The 26,067-nt window shown below is 66.4% G+C and carries 23 protein-coding genes; 6 read left to right on the top strand and 17 right to left on the bottom strand.

All coding sequences use genetic code 11. The features are described 5' to 3' along the window. Positions 1 to 1,032 (top strand): ABC transporter permease, encoded by a 1,032-nt coding sequence (locus ABZ195_RS00315; protein ID WP_355213796.1) that lies wholly within the window; start codon positions 1 to 3, stop codon positions 1,030 to 1,032. Between the two features lie 13 nt (positions 1,033 to 1,045). On the opposite strand, the gene ABZ195_RS00310 is transcribed toward ABZ195_RS00315, so the two are convergent. The 6 genes from ABZ195_RS00310 to ABZ195_RS00285 all read right to left on the bottom strand — a co-directional run bounded on the left by ABZ195_RS00310 (position 1,046) and on the right by ABZ195_RS00285 (position 6,278). Then, complete coding sequence (locus ABZ195_RS00310) at positions 1,046 to 1,834, bottom strand: SDR family NAD(P)-dependent oxidoreductase (RefSeq protein WP_355213794.1); 789 nt, start codon at positions 1,832 to 1,834, stop codon at positions 1,046 to 1,048. 29 nt (positions 1,835 to 1,863) lie between these two features. After that, positions 1,864 to 2,625, bottom strand: a complete 762-nt coding sequence (locus ABZ195_RS00305; RefSeq protein WP_355213792.1) for an SDR family NAD(P)-dependent oxidoreductase — start codon at positions 2,623 to 2,625, stop codon at positions 1,864 to 1,866. Beyond that, positions 2,625 to 3,683 carry a 2,3-butanediol dehydrogenase gene (locus ABZ195_RS00300; protein ID WP_355213791.1) on the bottom strand — a complete coding sequence of 353 codons (1,059 nt, stop codon included), beginning with the start codon at positions 3,681 to 3,683 and terminating at the stop codon, positions 2,625 to 2,627. The genes ABZ195_RS00305 and ABZ195_RS00300 overlap by 1 nt, the downstream gene beginning before the upstream one ends. Positions 3,684 to 3,743: 60 nt before the next feature. Next, a complete protein-coding gene (locus ABZ195_RS00295; RefSeq protein WP_355213789.1) occupies positions 3,744 to 4,517 on the bottom strand; it encodes an SDR family oxidoreductase in 774 nt (257 codons plus the stop codon). Positions 4,518 to 4,945: 428 nt separating this feature from the next. Further along, positions 4,946 to 5,977 (bottom strand): 2-dehydropantoate 2-reductase, encoded by a 1,032-nt coding sequence (locus ABZ195_RS00290; protein WP_355213787.1) that lies wholly within the window; start codon positions 5,975 to 5,977, stop codon positions 4,946 to 4,948. A 4-nt stretch (positions 5,978 to 5,981) separates the two neighbouring features. Further along, complete coding sequence (locus ABZ195_RS00285; RefSeq protein WP_355213785.1) at positions 5,982 to 6,278, bottom strand: Dabb family protein; 297 nt, start codon at positions 6,276 to 6,278, stop codon at positions 5,982 to 5,984. A gap of 234 nt (positions 6,279 to 6,512) precedes the next feature. Here ABZ195_RS00285 and ABZ195_RS00280 point away from each other — a divergent pair, with 234 nt between their 5' ends. Beyond that, positions 6,513 to 7,559, top strand: a complete 1,047-nt coding sequence (locus ABZ195_RS00280) for a 2-dehydropantoate 2-reductase N-terminal domain-containing protein (RefSeq protein ID WP_355213783.1) — start codon at positions 6,513 to 6,515, stop codon at positions 7,557 to 7,559. Positions 7,560 to 7,600: 41 nt separating this feature from the next. Here ABZ195_RS00280 and ABZ195_RS00275 read toward each other — a convergent pair whose 3' ends face one another. Further along, positions 7,601 to 8,956 carry a dihydrolipoamide acetyltransferase family protein gene (locus tag ABZ195_RS00275; RefSeq protein WP_355213781.1) on the bottom strand — a complete coding sequence of 452 codons (1,356 nt, stop codon included), beginning with the start codon at positions 8,954 to 8,956 and terminating at the stop codon, positions 7,601 to 7,603. Continuing rightward, a complete protein-coding gene (locus tag ABZ195_RS00270) occupies positions 8,956 to 11,172 on the bottom strand; it encodes a thiamine pyrophosphate-dependent enzyme (RefSeq protein WP_355213779.1) in 2,217 nt (738 codons plus the stop codon). The genes ABZ195_RS00275 and ABZ195_RS00270 overlap by 1 nt, the downstream gene beginning before the upstream one ends. A gap of 155 nt (positions 11,173 to 11,327) precedes the next feature. On the opposite strand from ABZ195_RS00270, the gene ABZ195_RS00265 reads away from it, so the two are divergent. Beyond that, complete coding sequence (locus ABZ195_RS00265) at positions 11,328 to 11,852, top strand: VOC family protein (RefSeq protein WP_355213778.1); 525 nt, start codon at positions 11,328 to 11,330, stop codon at positions 11,850 to 11,852. Next, positions 11,825 to 12,502 (top strand): GntR family transcriptional regulator, encoded by a 678-nt coding sequence (locus tag ABZ195_RS00260; RefSeq protein ID WP_355213776.1) that lies wholly within the window; start codon positions 11,825 to 11,827, stop codon positions 12,500 to 12,502. Before ABZ195_RS00265 ends, ABZ195_RS00260 begins: the two co-directional genes overlap by 28 nt. Before the next feature lie 21 nt (positions 12,503 to 12,523). On the opposite strand, the gene ABZ195_RS00255 is transcribed toward ABZ195_RS00260, so the two are convergent. Then, positions 12,524 to 13,177: a helix-turn-helix domain-containing protein gene (locus ABZ195_RS00255; RefSeq protein ID WP_355213774.1), complete on the bottom strand. Its 654-nt coding sequence runs from the start codon at positions 13,175 to 13,177 to the stop codon at positions 12,524 to 12,526. Between the two features lie 228 nt (positions 13,178 to 13,405). On the opposite strand from ABZ195_RS00255, the gene ABZ195_RS00250 reads away from it, so the two are divergent. Continuing rightward, the gene (locus tag ABZ195_RS00250) at positions 13,406 to 14,482 is read left to right on the top strand and encodes an SDR family oxidoreductase (protein ID WP_355213773.1); all 1,077 of its coding nucleotides are present in this window, start codon (positions 13,406 to 13,408) and stop codon (positions 14,480 to 14,482) included. Here ABZ195_RS00250 and ABZ195_RS00245 read toward each other — a convergent pair. Genes ABZ195_RS00245 through ABZ195_RS00220 form a run of 6 tightly spaced genes read right to left on the bottom strand, consistent with a single transcriptional unit; the run spans position 14,472 to position 22,626 of the window. Continuing rightward, positions 14,472 to 15,452 (bottom strand): zinc-binding dehydrogenase, encoded by a 981-nt coding sequence (locus tag ABZ195_RS00245; protein WP_355213771.1) that lies wholly within the window; start codon positions 15,450 to 15,452, stop codon positions 14,472 to 14,474. The two genes, ABZ195_RS00250 and ABZ195_RS00245, sit on opposite strands and share 11 nt — an antisense overlap. Next, positions 15,449 to 16,501, bottom strand: coding sequence for an alcohol dehydrogenase catalytic domain-containing protein (locus tag ABZ195_RS00240; protein WP_355213770.1), 1,053 nt, complete (start codon positions 16,499 to 16,501; stop codon positions 15,449 to 15,451). Before ABZ195_RS00240 ends, ABZ195_RS00245 begins: the two co-directional genes overlap by 4 nt. Next, positions 16,501 to 17,889, bottom strand: a complete 1,389-nt coding sequence (locus ABZ195_RS00235; protein WP_355213769.1) for a Xaa-Pro peptidase family protein — start codon at positions 17,887 to 17,889, stop codon at positions 16,501 to 16,503. The genes ABZ195_RS00240 and ABZ195_RS00235 overlap by 1 nt, the downstream gene beginning before the upstream one ends. Positions 17,890 to 17,915: 26 nt before the next feature. Then, positions 17,916 to 20,429: an ATP-binding cassette domain-containing protein gene (locus ABZ195_RS00230; protein WP_355213768.1), complete on the bottom strand. Its 2,514-nt coding sequence runs from the start codon at positions 20,427 to 20,429 to the stop codon at positions 17,916 to 17,918. Between the two features lie 31 nt (positions 20,430 to 20,460). Beyond that, positions 20,461 to 21,552, bottom strand: a complete 1,092-nt coding sequence (locus ABZ195_RS00225; protein WP_355213767.1) for a substrate-binding domain-containing protein — start codon at positions 21,550 to 21,552, stop codon at positions 20,461 to 20,463. A gap of 36 nt (positions 21,553 to 21,588) precedes the next feature. Next, positions 21,589 to 22,626 carry an ABC transporter permease gene (locus tag ABZ195_RS00220; RefSeq protein ID WP_355213766.1) on the bottom strand — a complete coding sequence of 346 codons (1,038 nt, stop codon included), beginning with the start codon at positions 22,624 to 22,626 and terminating at the stop codon, positions 21,589 to 21,591. 333 nt (positions 22,627 to 22,959) lie between these two features. On the opposite strand from ABZ195_RS00220, the gene ABZ195_RS00215 reads away from it, so the two are divergent. Beyond that, positions 22,960 to 24,006 carry a 2-dehydropantoate 2-reductase gene (locus tag ABZ195_RS00215; protein WP_355213765.1) on the top strand — a complete coding sequence of 349 codons (1,047 nt, stop codon included), beginning with the start codon at positions 22,960 to 22,962 and terminating at the stop codon, positions 24,004 to 24,006. A 349-nt stretch (positions 24,007 to 24,355) separates the two neighbouring features. Here ABZ195_RS00215 and ABZ195_RS00210 read toward each other — a convergent pair whose 3' ends face one another. Together ABZ195_RS00210 and ABZ195_RS00205 are read right to left on the bottom strand one after the other, a co-directional pair. Further along, entirely contained in the window at positions 24,356 to 25,297 is a 942-nt protein-coding gene (locus tag ABZ195_RS00210) for a nitrilase-related carbon-nitrogen hydrolase (protein WP_355214880.1), read from the bottom strand. Further along, positions 25,186 to 26,010: an ABC transporter permease gene (locus tag ABZ195_RS00205; protein ID WP_355213764.1), complete on the bottom strand. Its 825-nt coding sequence runs from the start codon at positions 26,008 to 26,010 to the stop codon at positions 25,186 to 25,188. Before ABZ195_RS00205 ends, ABZ195_RS00210 begins: the two co-directional genes overlap by 112 nt. Between the last annotated feature and the right edge of the window lie 57 nt (positions 26,011 to 26,067).

The raw sequence follows: 26,067 nt of genomic DNA, 5'->3' as shown, positions 1-26,067 counted from the left end.
ATGACCACCACGACCACCGGAACGTCGCCCGCCAGCGAGGGGCACACGACGTCGGACGACCAGCGCTCGACCAGGGTCGACACCATCCGCCGAATGGCGAAGAGCCCACTGTTTCCCATCGTCGCAGCCCTCGTCGTCGCCTGCGTCATCATGTTCATCCTGACGCCCAAGTTCCTCACCACGTCGAACCTGACGAACATCGTCACGCAGTCGTCGATCGTCGGAATCGCCGCCGTGGGAGCGACGTTCATCATCATCACCGGTGGCATCGACCTGTCGGTCGGCTCCAACATCGCCCTGTCCGGGATGCTCGCCGCGACGCTGGTGGGTGGCGGTCTCGACGGCGTGCTCGGAGTCGTCCTCACCGTCGTCGTCGCGGCCTTGATCGGTGGGCTCAACGGGTTCTCCGTCACGGTGCTACGCCTCGCCCCGTTCATCGTCACCCTCGCCGTGCTGGGCATGGGTCGGGGTCTCACGCTGCAGATCAGCGGTGGGCAGAGCGTGTACGACCTGCCCGCCTCGTTCACCTGGCTGGGCGGCGGAACGCTGCTGGGACTGCCCGTCCCCGTCGTCACCACGATAGTGATGTTCGCGATCGGCTACTTCGTGCTGAGCCGCACCACGTTCGGCCATCAGGTCTACGCCGTCGGCGGCAACCGGGAAGCAGCGCGTCTGGCCGGCATCCGCGATCGCCGCGTCCTGTTCTCGGTCTACGTCATCGCCGGGGTCTGTGCGGGCATTGCCGCCATCACCCTGGTCGGTCGGCTGGGATCTGCGACGCCCACTGCCGCAACGGGATTGGAGCTCCAGGTCATCGCGGCGGTGGTCATCGGCGGCACCAGCCTCTTCGGTGGCAAGGGAAGCCTGGCAGGCACCTTCGTCGGTGTGCTGCTCATCGGCGTCATCAACAACGGCCTGACGCTGCTGAACGTCAGCCCATTCTGGGTGCAGTTCATGCAGGGTGCACTGATCTTCATCGCCGTGCTGCTGGACTCCTACAACTCTCGCAGGTTGTCCAAGGGCACGCGCTGAGATCGGAGACGGCCTACACCAACACCATTCCGCCGTCGATCGCCATCACCTGGCCGGTGATGAAGTCACTGTCCGCGCTGGCGAGGAACACCGCGGTCGGAACGATGTCCGCCACCTGCGCGGCCCGACCCAGTAGCGCCCCGGACGCGAAGGCGGCGAAGGCGTCGCCTTCCTTCTCGGCGGCGTGAATGTCGACCATGTCCTTGTCGAGCTGAGCCCACAGCGGGGTCTCCACCACGCCAGGGGAAAAGCCGTTGACGGTGATGTGGTCGCCGGCCAGCGCCCGGGCACCGGCCTGGATGATGGCCACCACCGCAAACTTGCTCGCGCAGTAGGGAACGAACTCGGCATAGCCCTGCCGGGAGGCGATCGAGGCGGTGTTGACGATCTTGCCGCCGCCGCCCTGGGCGATCATCTGCTTGGCCGCCTCCTGGGTGCCGATCAGGACGCCGAGCGCGTTGACGTCCATGACGAGGTTCCAGTTCTCCTCGGTGACGTCGAGGAACTGCATGGGCTTGTTGAGGCCGGCATTGTTGAACATGACGTCGAGTCGCCCGAATTCGCCGACCGTCTCGGCGATCGCGGCGCGCACGTCGTCGCGCTTGGTGACGTCCATCCCGATGCTCATCGCTGGACGTCCCTCCGCCCGGAGGTCTGCGGCGACGGCATCGGCGGCGGCCACGTTGACGTCACCGATGGCGACGTTGGCCCCCTCGGCCGCCAGCGCGCGGGCGATGCCGGCGCCCATTCCCTGGCCTGCTCCGGTGACGAGAACGGTTCGGCCACCTACCCTGTCGACCATTCTGAGCTCCTATCCGTGTCATGGCGCCGTCAGTGGAAGACGACGCCGCCGTTGACGTCGAGCGATGCCCCGGTGACGTACGACGCCGCCGGGGATGCCAGCCAGACCAGGGCATCGGCGATGGCCGACGGAGGTCCGGCGATCTTGAGCGGGATCTTGGCCCACTCGATGTCCTTCATCTCCTCGAAGGTGATGCCCCGCTCTGCGGCCTCGGTGTGCAGGGCCGCGCGGTGCATCTTCGTGTCGATGTTCCCCGGGCACACCGTGTTCACTCGGATCTCCGGGGCCAACTCCTCGGCCAACGCTTGCGCGAAGACGATGACGGCCGCCTTCGAGGCGCAGTACGACGAGAAGTAGGCGTGCCCGGAACGGCCCCACCAGGACGAGATGAAGGTGATGCTGCCATCGTCACGGGACAGCAGCGGCGTCAGCGAGCGGGTCAGCAAGAAGGGCCCGGTGAGGTTGACGTCCATCACCTTTCGGAACTCGGCAGGATCTAGCTCGGTCACGGCGGCGGCGCTCTGCACGACACCGGCGACCAGCGCGATCGTGTTTAGTTGGCCGTGGACGGACCCAACTTCGGAGGCGAGCTCGCTGACACTCCGTTCATCGGTGATGTCGGTGACCGTGGTGGTGACGCGCGCACCGTCGACGCCCAACTCCTCGGGAAGCTGATGGACGGTGTCGACGGCGTCGACTGCCACCACGTCGTATCCGTTGTTCAGGAACGCTCTTACGGTCTCGCGACCGATGCCGCCCGCGGCCCCGGTCACCAGGGCTACGGGGCTCATCAGACCTCCACCAGGATCTTCTGCGCGTCTCCGCTGGGGTCGAGCAGCCGGTCGAACCCACGCTCGACGATGTCGGCCACCGGTACGACGTCACTGACCGCCTTCTCCACCGGAAACCGCCCGGATGCCACCAGCGCGATGATCCGCGGCCAGTCCGTGACCGGATAGCACCACGTCCCGATCAGGCTCAGGTCCCGGTTGGAGAGGTTCATCGGATCGAAGGAGGCCGGTTTGATGTGCAACCCGACCTGGGTGACGGTGCCGTGCGAGCGCACGGCATTCAGCGCCGCGTTCAGACCGGGCTCCGAGCCGGAGCACTCAGCGGCCACGTCGACGCCGACGCCGCCCGTCAGGTCCCTCACCGCCGTGGTGACGTCGTCGGACGTGGGGTCGAGAATCGTGGCGATGCCGAACGACTCGGCCAGCGCACGGCGTTTGGGGTTGGGCTCGGAGATGATGACCTGCGATGCGCCCGCCGCGTAGGCGTAGAGCGCGGACAGGGCACCGATGGGGCCGGCGCCGGTGATCAGGATCGAGTCTCCCGCCCTGAACCCGGTCCGGTCGACACCGTAGGCGGCGACCGCCGACGGTTCGATCAACGCACCCTGCGTGTCGCTGACGGCATCGGGGAGCACGCTCACCTGACTGGCGCTGAGGACCAGCTGTTCGGAGATCCCACCACCGTCGAAGCTGAGTCCGACGCAGGCCATCTGCACGCACAGGTGGTTGAGTCCACGCCTGCAGAAGTAGCACTCACCGCAGAAGACCAAGGGCTGCACGGAAACTCGATCACCCACTGCCACTGAGGCGACGTCGTCGGCGACTTCGAGGACCCGAGCGGACAACTCGTGCCCGAGCACCTGTGGCGCGGCCGAGCCGGTGAGCGGGTGCGGCGATGTCGGGATGACGATTGGTCCGGCGAGATATTCGTGTAGGTCCGTCCCGCAGATGCCGCACAGGATGGGACGCAGTCGAACCTGACCCGGCTTCAGCGGGCCGGGCTCGACCACGTCTTCGACGCGGATGTCATGCTCGTCATGGAAGATGGCGGCGCGCATTCGTTTCTCCTCTTCTGATTTCAGCAGAACGATCGTGTGTGAGTCGGAGGGCGAGGTGTCTCAGACACTGGTGATGCCTCCGTCGATGACGACCGCCGACCCGGTCTGGTAGGCAACGTCGCCGCGAAGCAGGAACATGACGGTCTCGGCGATCTCCCGGGGCGAGGCATAGCGGCCGATCGGTGTGCCCTCCTCGAACCGGCGCCGCTCCCAGTCGGGATCCTCGGGATTGACGAGGAGCTCGGAGCGCCGCATGAGCGGCGTCTCGATGGGACCCGGGCACAAACAGTTGATTCTGATGCCGTGTGTCGCCATCTCACTGGCGGCGCTGCGGGTGAGACCCAGGACGGCGTGCTTGGTGACGGCGTAATCGGACCGGTCCGGGGCTGACTTCAGACTGAGAATCGACCCCGTATTGACCACGGCGCCAGCACCTTCGGCCACCATGTGGGGCAGGACCGCCTGAAGTCCCCAGAACATGCTGTTGAGGTTGACGTCCATGACCCGCAGCCAGTCGGCGGGGTCGGTGTCGATGATCGACCTGTGTACGCCCTCTACTCCGGCGTTGTTGAAGAACAACGTGGGTGTGCCGTGCTCGGCCGTCGCGGCTTCCGCATAGCCGAATACCTGTGCCCGATCGGCGACGTCGGCCCGATGCGGCACGACGGTCGCCGCAGCTTCGTTCGCGGTCGCCTTGGCTGCGTCACCGTCGACGTCGACGGCCAGCACCTTTGCGCCTGCCGCGGCGAGGGTGAGCGTCACCGCCTTGCCGATCCCGCTGCCCGCGCCGGTCACGACCGCGGACCGTCCCTCGAAGGACCATTCGGTAGTCATCGCATGATGTCCTGTTCGCCGTTCCTGCACCCGGCCCGCACGGGCGCGGGCTGTTCGGTATTAGTGGACAGCCCGTGGAGTGTCCGTGGCAGTCCACACCTCGACCCTCGTCACGATCCCACCCGGGTGCTGCCGGGCTGACCCGAAAGGCTAAGGTCAGACGCCACTGGCTGGCTTCTCGACGGCCGAGGGAGCGACGACGTCCGATGCGACGAGCGTCACATGTGTACTGATTCATGACACTAAACACTTGCCATCGTGAAGTCAACCGATCAGGGCGTCGACGATCGGGCCCAGCGTGTCGGGTAGACCCGGCTCCGGACGCTCGGAGCAACGGTCGCCTGCGCAGCGCACCCGTTGCGCGCCAAGGCATCCGTCGATGCAATGACGGCATCGAGGCAACGCCGACGCGCGTCGAGGGAGTCCGATCAGGCCGAGGGGGCGAGGGCAGCGCGCAAGGCCGCCACGTTGTCGACGGAGCGCTTCAGATCGCCCAGCTCGATCCGGTGTGCGAGCTCGACGACGGCGGCGTTGACCGGAGCCGCCCGTCCGACCCGACCCAGCTCCTCGACGACGCGGCCGTTGATCTGGTCGACTTCGCTGCGGCGTGACTTCATCCAGTCCTGAAGCACGGTGGACAGCGTGTGCGACAAGACGTACTTCTCCAGGAGTACGTCCATCAGCACGTCGACGAACCCGTGCGGGTTGCCGGGATCCACGGAGGTGAGGCCGAAGATGGGGACCACGGACCGGCCCGCCGCGAGAGCGGCGTCGACCGCTTCGTAGCCGGCCTGCATCATCACCTCCTTCATCCCGGGATGATGACCCGCCTCGACGATCGACAGGTCGAGGATGGCCGAAGGAACGAGTTCGGCCGCGTTGATGACCAGCTTCATCCACTTCGCCGATCGGATGTCGTCCACGACGTCGACGTCTCCGGAGTGGCGAAGCAGCGACGCGATCTCGTCCTCCCGGCCTGACGTGCCCGGTCCGAGGCTGCCCACGGCGAACCAGCTTCGCGACCGCGGCGAGTGACGATCGACCAAGCCCGGCTCGAACATCGTCGACGAGATCTCGATGACGGCCCCCAACGTGCGCTCTGGGCCCAGGATTTCGGTCATGTCGTCGACCGACATGCCGTTCTGCACACCGACGGCGAGCCCGTCGTCGGCAAGGTAGGGCTTGATCAGCTCACACGCCCAGCGCGTGTCGTAGGCCTTCACGACCATCAACACGACGTCGAACTTGCGCCGTAGCGTGGCCACCTCGCAGAAGTGCAGGACTGGCACGTTGACCGAGACCTTCTCCTCCGGCGTCTCGACGCGAATGCCGTGCTGACGGATCGCCTCGACGTGAGCCGGCCACTGCTCGATGAAGGTGACGTCGTGGCCGGCTTCGGCAAGGTCCGCACCGATGGCCGCACCGTTGGCGCCGGTTCCGACTACCGCGATGGAGGACACGCGATCAGAACTGGTAGTCGACGATGGCTCGCCGGGCGACGAATTCGGCCGCAATCTTGGCTGCCTGCTGATGCCGCGGGTGAGCTTGATATGCCTCGAGATCGGCGGCGGACCGGTGCTCGGACACGAGCACCACGTCCCAGTGCCCGTCGACGGTCCCCAGATCCGGGCGCACCGTGATCGATTCGACCTCGTCGAGAGTCGACAAGGCCTCGAGCACGTCCTGCATCCGCCGGATATGCGTCTCTCGCGCCTGCTCGTCGGGCGTGTCGAGTTCGAAGGCCACGATGTGTCTGATCACGAACTGCTCCTCGATGACGTACCTCGACGGTGTGCAACGCAGATTAACACCGATCTTCGAATCGTCATAGAGTGAATCGTGTGGTTCAATCCCACCTTCACTTATTGCGTTGCGATGCAACGTGTTACGTGTCAATGCCGCCCGGTGAGCACCCACATCCGGACTGAATCGCCCGCGGATTTGAGCGCGCCTACGTAGCATGCTGCTAAACACTGCCCAGAAACGAGGTGCGTGGTGAGCATCGAAGAGCTCCACATCGCGGTGGTCGGGACGGGCGCCAACGGGGCCTCGCTCGGCGCAGACATGATCCGCGCGGGACTGTCGGTCACATACGTCGATCAGTGGCCAGCCCACGTCGAGGCGATGCGGACCGACGGCCTCACCGTCAACTTCCCCGACGGCACGGTCGAGCGCACCGAGGTGGACGCCTACCACCTGTGTCAGGTCGCCGAACTTCGCCGTCCCTTCGACATCGTGTTCGTCAGCGTGAAGACCTACGACACCCGCTGGGCGGTCGAACTGCTCAAGCCGCTGCTGCGCGAGGAGTCCGTCGTCGTGGGCCTCCAGAACGGCATGACGATCGACGACGTAGCCGACATCGTGGGTCCTGAGCGAACCGTCGGCGCAGTACTGGGCATCGCGGCCAACATGTTCGAGCCTGGCGTCGTGAACCGCCAGGTCTCACGTGCGGACACCTGGACCACCGTCGGGACGTACGTCGGCCCCACGACCCCGCAGCTGGAGAATGTCCAGGCTGTCCTTTCCACGGCCGCGGTGACCGAAACGTCCCACGACATCCGGGCATCGAAGTGGATGAAGCTTCTGGCCAACATTCCCGAGATGCTCCCCTCGGCCATCCTCGGCGTGCCCCTGCTCACCGCGGTCCACGTTCCCGGAGTCCGGGAGACCATGGACGAGGCGTCGCGCGAGGCATACGCACTGGCCAGGGATCTCGGGATCGCGATGGTGCCGATCTTCGGCATGACCGCAAGAGACGTTCCCGATTCGGATCAGTACGCGCTCGATTTGCTCGACGCCGTCCTGAAGTCGTACTCGCTGGAGGACACCCGGGTTGCGGTGCTGCAGGATTGGGACAAGAAGCGGCATGCCGAACTCGACGCCTACAACGGCTACATCGTCGAGACCCGTCGGAAGGTCGGCGGCAGCGCGCCGGTGAACGAGGCAATCCTGAAGATCGCCAACCGGATCGAATCAGGAGACTTGGAGCCCGGGCTGCACAACGCAGGCCTCCTGACCGGTGCTCGCACTCTCACCGACTGATCGAGCGGCGGGGGTGCGCTGCGCATTTCGCCGGGTCTCCCCTAGATCAGGATCGTCAACGGGTTCTCGATGCGTCTGACGAACGCGGCCATCCACTGGGCGGAGACCGCGCCGTCGATCACCCGGTGATCGGCCGAGAGCGTGACCGTCATGACGGTGGCGGTGGCCAATTCACCGTCCACGACGACCGGACGCGGTGCCGCGCCCCCCACGGCGAGGATGCCGGACTGAGGCGGGTTGAGGATCGCCGAGAACTCGCCCACCCCGTACATCCCCAGATTCGACACGGAGAAGCTGCCGCCTTCGAGCTCGGCCTGCTTGAGCCGACCCTCGCGGGCACGGTGGGCGAGGTCGGCGACGGTGCTCGCGACGACGGAGAGCGACATGCGGTCCACACCCCGCAACACGGGGGTGAGCAGACCGCCGTCGACGGCGACGGCGACCGCGAGGTCGACGGTCTCGAAACGCCGGATCGACGTGTCGTTCCAGATCGAGTTGGCCTCGGGCACTTCGACGAGCGCTCCCGCAACGGCCTTCAAGACGAAGTCGTTGAGCGAAATCTTCACCGCCGCGGCCTCGTTGACCGAGTGGCGCAGCTCCATCAGCGCGTCCACCCGACAGTCCGCCTTCACGTAGAAATGCGGCACGGTGGTCTTGCTCTCGGTCAGACGCCGGGCGATCGCCTTGCGCATGCCGGTGAGCGGGACGTCGGTGAAGCCGTCGGCCACCGCCGCCGGTGCCGAGGCAGGCGTCGGCTTCGCCGGCTCGACCGTCGGCACGTCGACGGCAGCCACCTGCGCGACGTCCAACCGGTCCAGGTCGCGTCGCACGATGCGACCACCCGGTCCGGTGCCCGTCACCGAGGCGAGGTCGATGTTCCTCTCGCCGGCCAGTTTTCGCACCAGGGGCGTGGCGAAGAGGCGTTCACCATTGGTGCCGGGCGACGCGGTGGGCGGCGCCTCACGCCTGGGTTCGGCGGTCTGCTGGTTGGCCGCCGCGCGCACGGGTGCGGACTCGCGCTGCGACGCAGCCTCCAGCACGGGGGCCCCCGAGTCGGGGTCGGCCGTCGTGGCGTCGGCCTCGAGGTCGGGGTCGGCATCGGGGGTCGCAGGCGCGGGGTCGGCCGGGAGTTCGGCGTCGAGGTCGGCGTCACTCTCTCCGGGGGCCAGCACGATCGCGATGGGGTCACCGACGGCGATGGTCGCGCCCGGTTCGGCGATCAACCGCCCCACCACGCCCGCGACTTCGGCGGCCAGTTCGACCACGGCCTTCTCGGTCTCCACTTCGGCCAGCGGATCACCGACCTCGATCTCCTGTCCCTCCGCGACGAGCCAGGACTGGATCACGGCCTCGGTCGCGTTGGCGAGCACCTCGGGCATCCGTACCACGGTGGGCATCAGCGGTTACTTCCCGTCGTTTCGCTCGTCACGGGCTGACCCATGCCGACTCTGATCTTCTCCAACCCGGCGACGACTTCCTCGGTACCGGCAATTGCGGCTCGCTCCAGTACTTTCGAGATGCTCGGGGAGGCCTCCCCTCCGGAGACGCGCTCGATGGGCTGGTCCAGCCAGTCGAACAGGCGACGTTGAATTTCGTCCGCCAACCAACCGCCGTAGGAACTGCCCCGCGCCCCCTGCTCGACGATCAGCACGGCATTGGTCTTCTTGATGCTGGCGGTGATCGTGTCCCAGTCGATCGACGCGCGGTCCAGCCAGCGCAGGTCGATGAGCTCGGCGTCGATCCCGGTCTGCTCGATGGCCTCTGCGCATCGGGCGACCATCGACAGGTAGCTGATCACGGTGACCTCGGTGCCCTGCCTGCGGATCGCCGCGTTGCCGGGCGGGATCACGTAGTCCAGATCTCCCTCGGGCACCTCGTCCGCCTTGGCATAGAGGTCGATGTGTTCGATCACCAGCACCGGATCCTGCAGCGCTAGTGCGGCGTTCATCAAACCGACGTAGTCGGCGGCGGTCGAGGGCGCCACGATCCGCCAGCCGGGGCTGGTGGAGAACACGCCTGCCGGGTCCATCAGGTGCTGGGAGCCGTAGCCCGATCCCATCGCCACCTTGGTCCGCAGCACGAACGGCACCGGGTTCTCGCCGCCGAACATGTGGCGCGCCTTGCCGATCTGGTTGAAGACCTGATCGGCGGCCACCCACATGAAGTCGGGGTACATGAACTCGACGACGGGCCGGAACCTTCCGTCGAGCGCCAACCCACCCCCGACGCCGGTGAAGGCGTTCTCGCTGATTGGGGTGCCGATCACCCGAGCGTCGCCGTACTTGGCGAGTCCCTTGGTGGCGCCGTTGGTGCCGCCGCCGAGTCTGTGTACGTCTTCGCCGAACACCACGATGCGGTCGTCGGTCTCCATCCGGCGGTCCATGACACCGGCGACCGCGTCGACGAACTTGGTCTTGCGCCAGGGGCCTTGATAGTCGAGGGGGTTCATGGCCGTCAGCTCGTCGAGCTCACTGGCGTCGCCCCGGACGCCGACGTTGACGAATCCGGGATCGGGCCACAACTCCTCGCGGATGCGGCGCTTGCCGTCGTTGTCGGGGTCGCGCTCGGTGAGCTCGGCGGCCACGGCGGTCATGGCCGCCTGCGCCTGGGACCGCACCGAGGCGACGCCCGACTCGTCGACGAGGCCGAGCGCGATCATCTCCTGCGCCACCCGCTCCAGCGGATCACGTTGCTTCCACTCGGCTTCCTCGTCCTTCTGGCGGTAGCCGAAGGCGCTTCCCGGGTAGGGGCCGTTCTGGTGGAAGAACCTGTACACCTCGGCTTCGACGATGGCCGGACCCTCTCCGCTGCGCATCCGCTCGGCGGCCTGCTGTGTCGCGAGATGCACGGCGAGCGGGTCCATTCCGTCGACGCGCCACCCGGGGATGCCGAAGCCCTGGCCGCGCACCGAGAGTCGGGTGTCGGCGGTGATCTCGTCGACGTGGGTGGACACGGCATAGAGGTTGTTTTCGATGAAGAAGCAGAACGGCAGCTTCCACACCGCGGCGAGGTTCATCGTCTCGAGCACGGAGCCGATCTGGCTGGATCCGTCGCCGAAGTAGCTGATGGTGAGATCGTCGGTGTCGCTGTGCTTTTGCGCCCAGGCATTGCCCGCGCCCATCGGCACGCCGCCGCCGACGATGGCGTTGGTCCCGAGCGCGCCCGCCTCGAACCACTGCAGGTGCATCGAGCCGCCACGGCCCTTGCAGTACCCCTCCTTCAGTCCAAGGATCTCGGCGAGCGTGCGCTGCAACACCCGCTGGATCTTTGGGGTCACCACGGTGGCCGGATCGAGTGCGCCGCCACTGACGTGCGTCAGCGCCTTGGCGAGGAACTGGTGGTGACCGCGGTGGGAGCCGTTGACGGCATCGGTGGACCGCAGCCCGACGATGGATCCGACCGCCCCACCCTCCTGACCGATGCTGGAGTGGGCGGGTCCGTGCACGAGGCCCTCACCCGCGAGCTCGAGCACCGTCTCCTCGAAGGCTCGGATGAGGTGCAACTCGACGAGCATCGTCGCGAGAAGCGCCGGGTCGGCGGCCTTCCAATCGTCTTCCGTGGTCGTCAGCTCGACCCATGGAGCATGTGTCTCAAGGCTGCGTTCGAGTGGCATGAACCCTCATCTCGGTCGGCGACAGCGCTCGACCATAGTGAGCGCGACCACATCAACATAACGTGTTTGGATCCAATATGGCTAGAGACTGCTCCCAAAACGCCTAACTTCGCTTACTGTGATCAATATTGGATCCACGATCTTCGAGGAGTGACATGCCCCTACCTGGCCTGGTCGGCACCGACCACATCGGATTCACCGTGCCGGATCTCGAGGAGGCTCACGACTTCTTCGTCCGGATCCTCGGCTGCACCCACGTCTACTCGCTCGGTCCGTTCGAACACGACGACGACTGGATGCGCGAGCATCTCAACGTGCACCCGCGCACGGTGATGCGACGACTGCGCTTCTACCGGTGCGGCACGGGAGCCAACTTCGAGGTGTTCCAGTACGAACCCGCCGACGGGCAGGCCCCCATTCCGCGGAACAGCGACATCGGCGGCCACCATCTTGCGTTCTACGTCCACGACCTGGACGCCGCCGTGAATTACCTTCGCGGCGAGAATGTTCGGGTACTCGGCGAGCCGACCCCGAGCCGCGGCGCGAGTGAAGGACAACACTGGGTGTACTTTCTGAGCCCGTGGGGGATGCAGTTCGAGCTGGTGAGCTTTCCGAACGGCAAGGCCTACGAGACGGACGCCGAGGTGCTGCTATGGAACCCGAATCAGCCGGCGAGGTAAGTCGCGTCCGGGACGGTGTCACCGGCGCCCGCGTCGCCGACGAGTTGCGATCAGCGATCCTCCATGGCGAATATCCGCCGGGCACGCGATTGCGCCAGGAGGAGCTCGCCGCCCAGTTCGGAGCCAGCCGCGTGCCCGTGCGTGAGGCGTTGCGAACCCTGGAGTCCGAGGGCCTGATCACCACCGTGGCCAACACCGGCGCATGGATCGCCCGACTGAGCCTCGACGAGTGCGTCGAGCTCTACCAGGTGCGCGAACGGATCGAACCACTTCTGCTGCGCTACAGCATGCCTGCCCTGCGTCACGACCAGATCGACCGGCTCACCGAGCTGGTCGAGGCAATGGAACGCGTCCGCGACGTCGAGGAGTTCCTCGAACTGGACCGCGCCTTTCACCTCGGTAGCTATGCAGGGGCGGACACCGGCTTCCTCGGGCCGACGGTCGAGCGGCTGTGGAACACCACCCAGCACTACCGGCGCGCGTTCACCCGCCTCCTCGACCTCGACGGCAACCGCATCCTCCATGACGAGCACCACATGCTGGTGACGGCGATCCGCGAGCAGGACTGCGAGGAGGCTGAGCGCGTTCTGTTGGGCCACATCCGTCGCACCCGCCTCCAGTTGGCGCGCCATCCGGAGGTCTTCGAGTAGCCGGTCTCGATCGTCGAACCCTCAGTGGGCGCGGCCGTGCACGAACCAGATGCCCTCGAACTGTTGTGGACCGGGGTTGCGCAGAACGTGGGGAATGCTCGAGTCGAAGCCCAGCGATTCACCCTGGCGCAGCAGGAAGACCTCGTCGCCCACCGTGATCTCGACCTCGCCCGCCACCACGAAGCCGTACTCGTAGCCGTCGTGGACCGACAGGTGATCACCGTCGCTCGAGGTGGCGCCCGGCGCATAGGTGATCTTCATGAAGTTGACGCCGTGTTCGGGCGTTGCCGCAAGGCGTTCCCACATCACACCGTCGGCCATCGCCAGTGACGGGCGGTGCGAGGGGTGTACGACCGACACTCGGTTCGCGTATTCGGTGGGACGCCAAGCGTGGACAGGATCAAGCCGTCCGTTGGAGCCGTTGGAGCCGTTGGACGTTCCTCGGCTACGCGCCGCCGCGACCGGGGCGGCGGTGGAATCGTCCTCGAACAACTCGTCGACGGAGATGTCGAGGACTTTCGAGAAGGCGTACAGCGTCGCGACGGAGGGCTGGGACTTGCCGTTCTCGATCTGCGACACCAGCGACGGGGATACGTCCGCCTGCCGGGCGAGTTCGCGCAGCGACACCCCCGCCTGCGTCCTGATGGCCTTGAGTCGAGGGCCCAATTGATCCATCGTGTCCCTACCGTTCGCTGAGCTCCGCGTGACGTTCCGGCGGTGCCGGCGCGCCTGAGCAAACGTTAGCAGTACTGTACGCCGCGCGCTGTGAACAGCGAATTGACGTGACCGACAGGCCGCTTTAGGCGCCCGTACCCCGCGAGCCCTCGGATATTCGTTCAGCTACACTGAACATCAATATTTGTGTCGGGCGCACCTGCGCCAAGCCCACGATGGAGGAATTCCATGACCGTTGACTCGAACCGAGGCCGCGCCCTGGTCGTGGGAGTGACCGGAATCGTCGGCCAAGCAGTAGCGCGCAGCCTGCTCGCCGACGGATGGGAGACCTTCGGCCTGTCGCGCAGCGGCTCAGCCATCGACGGCGTCACCCCCGTGCAGGCCGACCTCGGTGATCCGGACGGACTTTCTCGTGCGCTCGACGGGGTGAACCCCGAACTCGTGGCGATCACCGCATGGACCCGCAAGGACACCGAAGCCGAGAACATCGCCGTCAACGGCGGGGCGGTGCGCAATCTGCTGGGCGCGCTCGAGTCCTCGAAGTCGACGCGACACGTCGCACTCATGACGGGTCTCAAGCATTACCTCGGCCCGTTCGAGGCCTATGCCACCGGCGAGATGCCCGACACGCCGTTCCACGAGGAGGAGCCCAGGCTCGACGCGCCGAACTTCTACTACGCCCAGGAGGACGAGCTCTTCAGCTCCGCGGCGCGCAACGGGTTCACCTGGAGCGTGCACCGGGCGCACACCGTGTTCGGCTATGCGACCGGCAATGCGATGAACATGGTGGCGACGCTGTGCGCCTATGCCGCCATCTGCCAGAAACGTGGACTGCCGTTCGTCTTCCCCGGCTCCGAGACACAGTGGAACGGCGTCACGGACGTGACCGACGCGGAGCTGTTGGCCGAGCAAATCCTCTGGGCAGCAAGCAACGACGCGGGTCGCGACCAGGCGTTCAACATCGCCAACGGCGACGCGTTCCGGTGGCGATGGCTGTGGCCGCAAGTCGCCGAGCACTTCGGGCTGGAGTGGGAGGGCTTCTCGGGTGAGCCGCGCACTCTGGAGAAGGCAATGGTCGGCATGGAGGGAACGTGGCGCGAAATCGCCGACGAGCACGGCCTGGTGGAGTCGGACCTGTCCCGGGTGGCTTCCTGGTGGCACACCGATGGCGACCTCGGCCGCAACATCGAGGTCCTCACCGACATGAACAAGAGCCGCAAGGCGGGTTTCACGGCCACTCGCGACACCAGGGACAGCTTCTTCGACTACGCCGCGCGGTACCGCGCCGCGCGGGTCATCCCGTGAGCTGAGCGGTCAGCTCGATGTGCGCCTTGATCGTCGACTCGGGGTGCTGAGCGGCATCGAGAGCCGCCACGGCGTCGTCGATGCCGAAACGCTGCGTGACGATCCCCGTCAGGTCGATGCCGCTGTTGGCTAGGAAACGAAGGGTTTCGGGCCAAACCCCCGGCGAGCCAATGGAACCCGTGATGCTCAGCTCCTTGGACTGAATCAGGCCCAGCTTCGCGGGCGCCTCCCTGCCGACGTCGATGCCGATGTAGGCGACACGGCCGCGGAACGTCACCAGCTCGAGCGCCCTCGCCATCACCTCGGGTCGGCCGCTGGCTTCCACGACCAGGTCGGCCCCACCGTCGCGGCCCAGGGTGGCGAGCACGTCGTCGATGCGCTCAGGTGCCACGGTGTGATGTGCACCATGGGATCTCGCGTACGCGCGTCGGTCCTCGGACGGTTCGGCTACGACGACCACCGCGCCCATCGCCGCCGCAGCCGCCACCACCGCCAGTCCCACCGGACCCGCGCCGAGAACGACCACCGTGTCACTGGCGTCGACCCCACCGGCTCGCACCAAGGCGTAGTACGCCACGCTGAACGGCTCGACCAGTGCGCCCATCGTGTGGGACAACTCGTCGGGAAGGCGGTGCAGCCACTCCGGACGGGCGACGAAGAACTCCGCCGCCGCACCGCTGATCGAGAAGCCGAAGTGGTCCTCGCCGATCACGCACTCCCCGACCACCCGATCACCGGGCGCGAAGCCGGTGACATCGTCGCCCACCGCGACGACCTCGCCCGACCACTCGTGGCCGGGGATCAGCGGATAGGCGAACGGGATGATGTAGCGCCCCTCCAGCAGTTCGATGTCGGAGTGGCAGACCCCGACCGAGCGCGCGGCCACCAGGACCTCGCCCGCCGCAATCCGAGGAACGCCCAGTTCCGCGACGGTGGCCACGCCCTGCTCTCGGTACTGCAGTGCCTTCATCGGTCCTCCTTCGTCGTGGCGGCCCGCGGGTCGAAGAGCACCTTGCCCTCCAACTTTCCGGTGGCCAGTAATTCCAGCTGCTCGGGTAGGTCCTCCAGCGGGTGCACCGACTCCAGCACCTCGCTGGCGAGATCGGTCGTCGACAGGATCTCCAGCGCCGCTCCGAGGTCCTCGCCGCACACGTGCGCCAGTGTGGTGAGAAGGGAGATCTCCCGCATCACCAGCGTGTGCACGTCCACCTCCTGCGGCCGCGACGGCAGACCAACCTGCAGGATGGTCCCGCCGGCGCGCACCATCGAGATCGCGTTGTTCAATTGGCCTGGCGCGCCGCTGGCTTCGATGACCACCTCGACTCCACGCAGTTCCGACACGGCGTCGGTCCCAGCTGCCACCGTCCGGGCGGCGCCGAGTCGCTCCGCACGCTCCAGCCGAGATCCGGGGAAGTCGACGACGGTGACGTCGACGTCGGCCAGGGACTTGAGCCCGGCCAACACGAACGAGCCGATCGCGCCCGCGCCGATCAGGACCACGCGGTCCCCGTCGGAGGCTCCCGCACGCCTGGCCGCATGCAGGCCGACGGCCATCGGCTGGGCGAGTCCCGCGCGGTCGAGAGGCATCTCGGCGGGCACCGGGGTCAGGACCCGCTCGGGCACCGACACGTACTCGGCCATGCCGCCACCGGTGTTGAGTCCCAACGTGTAGTAGACGTCGCAGAGGTTGGTACGACCCTCCCGGCACCGACCGCAGTGCCCGCATGACACGCCCGCGCCCGACGCGACGACCTCGCCGAGGCCGTAGCGTCCGCCGTCGGCCGCCTCGACCACCTCACCGACGAACTCGTGGCCGAGGATCATCGGCCCGCTGTGCGCGGTGACGGGATGAACGCTGTTGACGGGGAACGTCTTCGGGCCGCTCGACCACTCGGTGGCATCCGTTCCGCACACCCCGCTGCGGAGCACCCGCAGGATCGCCTCACCGGGCTTGCGGACGGGGTCTGGGACGTCCTCGACGCGGACGTCGTGCGCACCGTGGTAGACCGACGCGCGCATCAGCCCTCCTCGCCGCGCCCCGCGGCGGTGTTCAGGTGCGACTGCGAATTGCGCACTACCGGCAGCTGCCCACCGACCGAGTAGTACCGCTGACCGGTGACCAGCAGTTCCTCGGCCGGGAACTTGGTGACCACCTCGCAGCCCGTCGCCGTCACCACGACCTCCTCCTCGATGCGGGCGGCGCCGATCCCGTCGGCCGACGGCCAGTACGTCTCCAGCGCGAAGAACATGCCCTCGACGAGGACCTCGGGATGGTCCAGGGACACCAGCCGCGAGAAGATCGGCTTCTCCCAGATCGACAGGCCGACACCGTGGCCGTACTGCAGTGCGAACGCCGCTTCCTCGTCGGGGAAGCCGAATTCCTGGGCGGTGGGCCACACCGAGACGATGTCGGCGGTGGTAGCCCCGGGCCGCACCAGCGCGATGGCGCGGTCCATGTACTCCCGTGCCCGCGTGTAGGCGTCGTGCTGCGCGCTGCTGGCCGAGCCCACCGCGAACGTCCGGTAGTAGCAGGTCCGGTATCCGTTGTAGCTGTGCAGGATGTCGAAGAACGCAGGGTCACCCGGCCGGATGATCCGGTCGGAATAGACGTGCGGGTGCGGTGAGCAGCGCTCGCCGGAGATGGCGTTGACTCCCTCCACGTATTCCGAGCCGAGATCGTAGAGGGTCTTGGCGACCAAGCCGACGGTCTCGTTCTCCCGGACGCCGGGCCGCAGGAATTCATAGAGCTTGTCGTAGGCGGAGTCGACCATCGACGCGGCCTGCGTCAGCAGGGAGATCTCGTCGGGTGTCTTGATCGCGCGCGCTGCCAGGAAGACCTGCTGGCCGTCGACCACGTCGATGCCCGCCTTCTGCAGGGCGAAGAGAATGGGCAGCTCGATCACGTCGACCCCGAGCGGCTCGCCGATGAGTTCGAAGCGTTCGAGTTCGCGCTTGATCTTCCGGGCCACCTCGTCGGCGATGCCGGCGTCCGGGTTGAACGCCCCGCGCAGGGTCGAGATACCTGCTCGCGCACCGGATTCGATGCGCGGCCGGACTGCGCCGTGGTGAGGTGCGTGGGGGTCGGCGTCCATCTCGGCCGTCGTCGTCGACAACCACGGGTTGTACAGCTGGTGGTGCCGCGCCGCGGAGCCGAAGTCCCACACTATCGGGTCCGAGTTCCGGGTCAGCAGCGAGAACCGAATCATCTTGTCCATCGCCCACGTGCCGATGTGGGTGGCGGACATGTACCGGATGTTCGAGAAGTCGAAGGCCAGCACGGCGCCGAGGTCGGACTTCTCGAGTTCGACCTTCAACCGCCCCAGACGCTCCGCACGAAGGCGGTCGAAGTCGATCCGGCTCTCCCAGTCGACGGCGTTGGTGCCGAATGTTGCCGTACCAGTGTCCATGTGAAGTCCCTTCGATTGCGTGTTGTCTAGACGCGGGTGCCGCGGCGCGACCGCGCCACGGTGTAGAGAACTGCGGCGATGAGGATGAGCGCACCCTGGAAGAAGTACTGTGCGGCAGAGCCGAGGTTGAGCACCGCGGTGGCGTTGAGCAGCTGCTGCAGGGCGACCGCACCCACCAATGTGCCGATGAACGTGCCGCGGCCCCCGAGCAGGCTGGTGCCACCGAGCACGACCGCCGTGACGCTGGTCAGGGTGAAGGCCGACCCCTGGGCGGGATCGCCAATACCGTACTGGCCCATGAACATCAGTGCGCCGAGGAAGACGAACAGCGACGAGCCCACGGAGGCGAGGATGACGGTCCTGTTGACTCCGATGCCGATGCGGCGCGCGGACGCCTCGTCGGAACCCACGGCCCGCAGGTTCCAGCCGATCCGGCGCCGGCGCAGGACGTACTCCATCCCGACCGCGATGAGGACGAACACCACGAAGGCCACCGGCAGCGGGCCCACCCGAAAGTTGACCGCGTTCTGGAATGCGGTGCTGACGTACCCGTCCTGCGTGGGGCGTAGCAGGAACGCCACCCCGCCCAGGGCGATGTAGAGCGTCAGCGTCGCGGCGATCGGGGTGAACTTGCCGAAGCGGATGAGTGATCCGTTGATGGCGCCCACCACGGCGGCGACGACCAACATCGCCACCAGGCCGAGGATGACGGTCGTCGCGGACGCACCGTCGACGACGAAGAACGACGAGATCGCCACCAGCAGTCCGGCGAGCGGACCCACCGACAGGTCGATGCCGCCGATGAGCAGGGCGATGGTCTGCCCCATCGCGATCAGCCCGATCGCCGTGGCGGCCGTCAGGATCGTCGAGATGTTGAAACTCGACAGATAGCGCTCGCTTCCCGGCGCGATGCAGGCACCCAGCACCACCATCAACACCAGGAGCAGCATGACCGGGGAGTAATCCCCGGCGAGCAGCCGGCTGAATCCCGAGCTGCCCGCCTCTCGCTGCGCCGCAGCCACCGCCACCGTCTCGGCCGTCGACGTCACGGCGGCGGAGACGATCCGCTCCTCGGTGACGTCGGCTCCGGCGAGGGTCTCGACCACGTGGCCGCGCGACATGACCAGCACCTGGTCGCAAAGACCTTCGAGTTCCTTGGCGTCCGAGGACGCCACGATCACCGGCACGCCCCGCGCCGAGGCGTCCCGCAGGATGCCGTAGATCTCGGCACGCGCTCCGACGTCGACGCCCTGGGTGGGTTCGTCGGCCACCAGCAGCACCGGCTCGGAGAGCAAGGCGCGCGAGATGACCACCTTCTGCTGATTGCCACCGGAGAGGGCCGAGACGGCGGCCTCCATCGACGGCGCCTTGACCGAGAGAGACTGCAACGACTCCCGAACGGAGGTGTTCTCCCGGCGACGGTTCATCAGTGGTCCGCTGGTAAACGACTTCAGTGCCGACAACGCGGCGTTCTCCCGCACCGACAGGCTCATCGCCAGGCCTTCGGCCTGTCGGTCAGCGGGCACGAAGGCACTGCGGTGCAGCAGACTTCGCGCCGCGTGCACCCCGCCGCCGACGGTGACGGTCCCGGTGAAGTTCTCCAAGCCCGCCAACGCCCTGAGTAGTTCGCTCTGGCCGTTGCCGACGACTCCGGCGATCCCGATGATCTCGCCGGGTGTGGCGGACACCGATATCGAGTCGAAGCCCGGTCCGCAAAGCTCGTCGATGACGAGGTTGGGCGAGTCGTCGGTCCTCGCCGTGTGCTTGTCGGGAAACGTCGACTCGAGCTTGCGGCCCACGATGAGCTCCAGCAGCTCACCGTCGGTGATCGCGTCCACGGTGGAGGTGCCGCGCACCCGACCGTCGCGCAGGACCGTCACCCTGGTGGCCAGCTCCCGCACCTCGGCCATCCGGTGGGTGATGTAGACGACCGCCGTGCCCTCGGCGACGACGTCGCGGATCCGGCGGAAGAGCATGTCTGCCGCGTCCGCCGCCAGTGGCGCCGTCGGTTCGTCCAGGACGAGGACCTTCGGCGTGACGGCAAAACCCTTGGCGATCTCCAGCAGGTGCTTCTCGGCCAGCGTGAGGGACTCGACCCGGTCGCCGAGGTGGACCGAAAGTCCCACTCCGTCGAGGATGGCGCGCGCCACGTCGTTCGTCGGCCCGGCGGCGAAGACCTCGTCGGGCAGCGCAACCTGCAGGTTTTCGAGCACCGTCAGATCCGGTAGCACAGCAGGGTGTTGGTGCACGATCGAAATACCCAGCTGCGCCGCGGTTTTGGGGTCAAGACCCGTCGCGACCTCACCGCGCACCGTGATGACACCCGCATCGGGGGCGACGGCGCCGGTGGCGACGCCCATCAAGGTCGACTTGCCGGCGCCGTTCTCACCCAGGACGGCGTGCACCTCCCCCGGCAACACGACCAACGACACGTCGGTCAGCGCGGAGACGCCGGCGTAGTGCTTCGAGACGCCCGCCAGTTCGAGTGCCGCGTCACCGGCCCTCTCGACGGTCATGACGTCGACGTTCGGCTGAGTCATTGCATCGTCCTTCGTCTCGGTGTCCCTGGCGTCATCCGTCGAGCCCCGCCTGTTGGTCGCCGGGCATCGTCGCGGACAGATAGGTGTCTGGGGGCAGGTCGCGGCGACACTGCACGGGCTTGGCCGGGTCGGTCGAGTCCTCGAAGACGGGACCCTTGAACGCCTTCTCGGCAGGAGGCTGGCCGCCCGTCGCGAGAGCCACCGCGTGTTGAATGGCCAACCGCACGTTGTCGTTTCCGGTCGTGACGGTGATCATGTCGAACGGACTGGTCTTCTGACTGTCCGCCCAGAAGCAGCTCAGTGAGTTGCCGTCCGACGTCGTCAGCGCGGGGATGGGTCGGCCGCTCTTGGCGAACAGCGGCAATGCACTGACGAGCGTCGGCCCGAAGTCGGACACGATCACGTCGATCTTGGGATACTTCGCGATGTCGGCCGTGAGCAGCTGCTGGGTCAGCGTCGGTTCCCAGTTGGTCGGCTGAAACGGAGTCTGGCCGATGAACGTGTAGTCCGAGCCGAGATCGCCGCTCAGGGCTTCGTATTCGGTGGTGCTCTGGCTGGATCCCGCAGGCCCGCCTAGGAACAAGATGTTCGCGCCCTTGGGAACGTTCTTCTTGATCCAGGCCGCCCAGTTGTGGGCGTCGTTGGCGAAGTCGTCGCCAATCCACTCGTCGTAGTTGACCCCGGCCCGACCGCCCGGGTCGACGCGGTAGGGAACGGTGACGACACCTTCCTGGTACGCGGCGGTCAGGGCCGGCAGAACTGCCTTGCCCGCATCGGGGAACACCACCATCGCGTCGACGCCCGCGGCCACCATGCCCTTGATGTCGGAGATGGCCTTGAGGGTGTTGCCCTGCCCGTCGGCGTATCGAAACCCCTTCACACTGGGGCACTTCGCGGTCTCCTCCTTGCCCGTCGCCGTCGCCACCAGCCGCCAGCTGTTGCCTCCGTTTCCGTCGAGCAGCCCGAATTCGATCGGCTTGGGACCGCACCACGACGGAACCGACTGTGCCGCTGCCGCATCGCGGACGGCTGGTGCCGCCGTCTCGGAGGCGGACGAGCAGCCACCCACCAGGGTGGCCACTGCGGCGATCGATCCGAACACGACCGTGGACCGTCTTGTCATGGGCTTCGTCTCCCTGGGCTCGGTTGTCGACGACGATCAGGCTGGTGCCGCGGCGGTCTTGGTCCGCGCGGTGAACGGAGTGAGGATTGCCCTCCAGTTGACCGTGTAGAGCGAGATGCCGATCGCCAGCGCAGCGGCCTGCACCAGAGGCGAGATGGCCGACGACACGCCGAGCACGGTGACGAACTGGATGAGCTGCTGGAGGAACACGGCCGCGATGACCGTAGGCAGCGCAAAACCGCGACCACCGAGTAGTGACGTACCGCCGAGGACGACGGCCGCGATGGACGGAAGGAGGTAGGTGTCACCCGCGTAGGGTGACGGCATCGACGTCACGCCCGCGATGAGAATGCCTGCGAGGCAGTACAACAGCTGCGCCCACACGTAAGCCAACGACTGGTGGAGGCGAATCCGCAGACCCGCCGCTCGCGCCATCCGCCGGTTCGCGCCGATCGCCTCGAAACGGCGCCCGGGGACCGTGCGTTTCACGAACACGGCGACCACGATCAACGCGACGACCGCGAAGAACACCGAATTCGGGATGCCCAGGGTCGACCCACCTCCGATGCCCGCCAACGCATCGGTCGTGGTTCGCGGACGACCGCTGGAGATGGCGAGGTCGACGCCGTAGAGCACGGCGTTGGTACCCAACGTCGCGATGATCGGGTTGAGACCGAGAGTGGCGATCAGCACCCCGCTCAGCAAGCCCGCGAGGACGGCGAAGACGAGGGCCAGTCCGATAGCGGGGAGCAGCAGCGAACTGTCGCCGTTGGGAATGTGGGTGACCATGACGACCGCCAGTGAGATTCCCCCGGCCACCGAGAGGTCGATGCCGCCCTGCTGGACGACGAGCATTTGCCCGAGTCCGGCGATTGCCAGGACCGCGGCGACGGGGAGCATGCCCGAGAACGACGTGAACGACACGCTTGCGGGTTCGATGACGCCCCCGACGAGGAAGAGCAGCGCTGTTGCCACACCGACGGTGACGAGGCCCTTCGACACCGAAAGCCGGGGCCCGTTCGTGCTGGTGGGCGCCTCTTCGACCCGTTCCGACCGTGAATCCGTTAGTGGCATGGTTCGCTTCGCTCTCGCTGTGACGACATCAACGTCTGGACCCCCGTTGTGAACAGGGTCACCCCTAGCTGTTCAGTAGAACTGTACGGTAAGGGCGGGAAGACGCACAAGGTGTGGCGATGTGGCGGGCGTTCTTCCGCTGAAACCGTGGATCCGAAGGTTGCCGCTGACCGGCCTTGGGCTCGTGCAGATGTCGAAGCACCGCGGTGCGCGCGTATTCGGGTGGACACGAACGCCGGAGCATGTCGTGGTAATCCGGGGGTTGCCCAGACGTGTGGTCCCCGCTTACGTTGTGTTCAGTGAAGCTAGACGCGGTCGGGAAGGTCGCCCATGGTGAAGTCACCGAGGATCGCGTTCGTCGGCGCGGGTGCACAGGGATCGGGGGTGGCGGCCGACCTCGCCCGGGCCGGTTTGGACGTCACTCTGATCGAACAGTGGCCTCGACACGTCGATGCCATCCGGTCGCGTGGCGTGGAGATCCACATGCCCGATCGCACCGAGATCACCCGGATACCGGCACTCCATCTGTGTGAAGTCGCCGAGATTCGCGAACCGTTCGACATCGTCTTCCTCGTGACGAAGGCCTACGACACGCGGTGGGCTGTCGAGCTCATCAAGCCCGTGCTGTCGCCCGACGGAGTCGTCGTCGGCCTACAGAACGGCATGAGCATCGACGACGTGGCGTCCATCGTCGGAGCGTCGCGCACCATCGGCGCAGTCATCGAGATGGCCTCCAACATGTTCGAACCGGGCGTGGTGACCAGACAGAACGCACCCGAGCATTCCTGGTTCGCCGTGGGTGCGCTTTCTCCAGAGCATCGCGACAAGGCCGTCGTCGTCCAGCGCCTTCTGGCCCACGCCGGCACGGTCGAACTATCCGACGACATCCGCTCCTCGAAGTGGATGAAGCTGGTCGCCAACGCTGGTGAGTTGGTGCCGTCGGCCATCTTGAATCTCCCGTTGGCCGAGGCGGCTTCGCACCCCGACGTGCTTGCCTTCATGACCGAATGCTGTCGCGAGGCAGCCTCCGCGGCCCTGGCCGACGGTTGCCAATTGATGCCCATCATGAATATGACCGACCGCGAAGTCGCTTCCCCTGCGCAATACGCCGAGGATCTGTTGCGAGTCGTCCTGAAGGAGTACACGTTCGCCGACACCCTCACCACGGTGCTCCAAGACTGGCGCAAGGGACGACGCGCAGAGATCGACGAACTCAACGGTCATGTCGTCGAAACGTTGAATCGTCACGGCCAGCGCGCACCCTACAACGAGCACGTGGTACGTCTCGCCCGCCGGATCGAGGCAGGACAGCTGAGTGCCGATCCCTCCAACACCGCACTGCTGCTTGACGTTCCACACAGGCAGCCGGCCATCACGTAGTCGTGTCCCCTACCGAGACATCGCCGAGTGAACGCGTCGGCTGACGTATCCACCGGCAGAAGGGCGCAACATGAACGACGACGACACACCGCCTCGACGTCCCATCGAGGCCAATCTCGCGCAAGCATTGTGCTGGGGCGCGCCCGCGTGGATCCTCGACGACGGACCACCGCCGACGGCGCCCATGGAATCGGATACCTTCGACGCGACATCCGCGACGATGCAACGGCTTCGATTATGGCTCCACCGCGTCCGTCGGTGTCGGCCACCCCAGGATGCGCCAGGTCGCCGTTAGGCGCCGTGCCGGTCCCTGGAGTGCCACCCGATCAGAGCAGCGGTTGCTCCGACATCAGGGGCCAATCAACCGGTAGGTGTCCGGGCGCCTGTTGGTCAGGGGGTTGTTGAACTCACTCCATTGACGTGCGCTTGCGGTGTTCTCGACGTCGATGTCTACGATCAGGACGTCCTCGATGTCAGCGGGTCCGGGACCGGCCGCAAGCCAGCCGCTTGCGTGTGTGATGACACTTCGGCCGAGGAACAATTGCCCTCGCTCTTGTCCGCACCGATCTGCGGCGACGATGGGTAGCCCGTTGCAGTGGGAGTTCGCCATGCACAGAATGTTGGCCATCGCCGTATCACTTTCGTTGTTGCCCGCGACGAGTGGCACCCAATTGGTGGGCACGCAGAGCAGGTCAGCCCCGGAGAGCGTCAGTGCGCGAACCGCTTCCGGGAACCAAATGTCGTAACAGATGAGGATCCCGATCTTGCCTAGCGCAGTGACGAAGACTGGCAGGCCGAGGTCGCCAGGAGTGAAGATGGTGTTCTCGTTGTCCCAGAGATGCAGCTTTCGGTACGTACCGATGTAACCGAGCGGACCCAGAATGGCGCTCGAGTTGTAGAGACGTTCCCCGGCTTTCTCGGCAATACCGAACACGATGTGCATGTCGTTGTCGGCGCAGGCTTGCAGCAGCCGTTGCACCGTCGGCCCGCTCGGTACTTCTTCGGCCACTGCGCGGGCTTCTGTGTAACTGTCGAACATGTAGCCGGTGGTGGAAAGTTCGGGGAAGACGGCGAGCTGGACGCCGGCGCGTGCCAGGTCGTCGATGGCAAGCACCATCTTCTCCACGTTGTCCTCGACCGCGTTGATGACCGGGTTTGTCTGGACACTGGCTAGCCTGATCATGGCGCGGCCAGTTCCGACGTCGCCGGCGACATATCCTGCGCCGGTGTGTGAACGGCGGACAGTGATCGATTTCTGAAGTGCGTGCGCCAGGCGGGCGCCACGGGTGATCGTCGCCATGGAGTCAGGAGCACCTCGACGAGCGCGACGATCCCGAACGCCGCCAGACCAAGGATGACCAGGAGCACGATCGCCGCGAAGACCGAAGCGACGTCCAGGCGGGATTGTGCCTCCAGCAGGGCCACTCCGAGCCCGCCCGACGTGCTTGCAGTCCACTCACCGAGCACCGCGCCCGTGACGGCGAAGGTCGCGGTCATCTTCAAGGCGGAGAACAGTGGAGTGAGGGTGGCGGGGAGTGTGACCGACCGGAAGATCCGCCACCTCGTACCGCCCATTGCGGTGGCGAGGGCGACGAGATCCTTGTCGACTGCGGCCAATCCGTCGAGCACGTTGACGACTACCGGAAAGAAGACGATCAAGGCGACGATCGTCAGCTTCGGGGCCAACCCGAATCCCATCCAGATCACCAGCGCCGGAGCTACGGCGATGATGGGCACCGCCTGAGAGGTGATCAATACGGGATAGAGCAGACGCTGCACCAGGCTCGACCACGACATGGCAAGCGCGAAGATGAATCCTGCAACCGCGCCGATGAGGAAGCCGGTAATGAACTCCTTGCTCGTGATGACGGTGCCGGCACGGAGGGTCTCCCAATCGTCCTGGAGGGCATTGAAAGTGCGTTGCGGGCTAGGTAGCACGTAGGGCGCAATGTCGAAGATGCGCACGGCCAGATCCCACGCCACGACGATGACGACGAGACTCACCAGCGGTATCGCTATGGCAGTCAGAAGACGTGCGCTCTTGGCTGTCCTGGTTGATGG

It is taken from the genome of Mycobacterium sp. NPDC006124 (genome assembly GCF_040614235.1).
GTDB lineage: Bacteria > Actinomycetota > Actinomycetes > Mycobacteriales > Mycobacteriaceae > Mycobacterium.
Note: the sequence above shows the minus strand (reverse complement) of the source record. Positions and strands in the feature narration are given on the sequence as shown.

What these genes read in the sequence shown, in the direction of transcription:
- ABZ195_RS00315 (WP_355213796.1), top strand. Translation starts at nt 1, where the DNA reads ATGACCACCACGACCACCGGAACGTCGCCCGCCAGCGAGGGGCACACG.
- ABZ195_RS00310 (WP_355213794.1), bottom strand. Translation starts at nt 1,834, where the DNA reads ATGGTCGACAGGGTAGGTGGCCGAACCGTTCTCGTCACCGGAGCAGGC.
- ABZ195_RS00305 (WP_355213792.1), bottom strand. Translation starts at nt 2,625, where the DNA reads ATGAGCCCCGTAGCCCTGGTGACCGGGGCCGCGGGCGGCATCGGTCGC.
- ABZ195_RS00300 (WP_355213791.1), bottom strand. Translation starts at nt 3,683, where the DNA reads ATGCGCGCCGCCATCTTCCATGACGAGCATGACATCCGCGTCGAAGAC.
- ABZ195_RS00295 (WP_355213789.1), bottom strand. Translation starts at nt 4,517, where the DNA reads ATGACTACCGAATGGTCCTTCGAGGGACGGTCCGCGGTCGTGACCGGC.
- ABZ195_RS00275 (WP_355213781.1), bottom strand. Translation starts at nt 8,956, where the DNA reads ATGCCCACCGTGGTACGGATGCCCGAGGTGCTCGCCAACGCGACCGAG.
- ABZ195_RS00270 (WP_355213779.1), bottom strand. Translation starts at nt 11,172, where the DNA reads ATGCCACTCGAACGCAGCCTTGAGACACATGCTCCATGGGTCGAGCTG.
- ABZ195_RS00265 (WP_355213778.1), top strand. Translation starts at nt 11,328, where the DNA reads ATGCCCCTACCTGGCCTGGTCGGCACCGACCACATCGGATTCACCGTG.
- ABZ195_RS00260 (WP_355213776.1), top strand. Translation starts at nt 11,825, where the DNA reads ATGGAACCCGAATCAGCCGGCGAGGTAAGTCGCGTCCGGGACGGTGTC.
- ABZ195_RS00255 (WP_355213774.1), bottom strand. Translation starts at nt 13,177, where the DNA reads ATGGATCAATTGGGCCCTCGACTCAAGGCCATCAGGACGCAGGCGGGG.
- ABZ195_RS00250 (WP_355213773.1), top strand. Translation starts at nt 13,406, where the DNA reads ATGACCGTTGACTCGAACCGAGGCCGCGCCCTGGTCGTGGGAGTGACC.
- ABZ195_RS00245 (WP_355213771.1), bottom strand. Translation starts at nt 15,452, where the DNA reads ATGAAGGCACTGCAGTACCGAGAGCAGGGCGTGGCCACCGTCGCGGAA.
- ABZ195_RS00240 (WP_355213770.1), bottom strand. Translation starts at nt 16,501, where the DNA reads ATGCGCGCGTCGGTCTACCACGGTGCGCACGACGTCCGCGTCGAGGAC.
- ABZ195_RS00235 (WP_355213769.1), bottom strand. Translation starts at nt 17,889, where the DNA reads ATGGACACTGGTACGGCAACATTCGGCACCAACGCCGTCGACTGGGAG.
- ABZ195_RS00230 (WP_355213768.1), bottom strand. Translation starts at nt 20,429, where the DNA reads ATGACTCAGCCGAACGTCGACGTCATGACCGTCGAGAGGGCCGGTGAC.
- ABZ195_RS00225 (WP_355213767.1), bottom strand. Translation starts at nt 21,552, where the DNA reads ATGACAAGACGGTCCACGGTCGTGTTCGGATCGATCGCCGCAGTGGCC.
- ABZ195_RS00220 (WP_355213766.1), bottom strand. Translation starts at nt 22,626, where the DNA reads ATGCCACTAACGGATTCACGGTCGGAACGGGTCGAAGAGGCGCCCACC.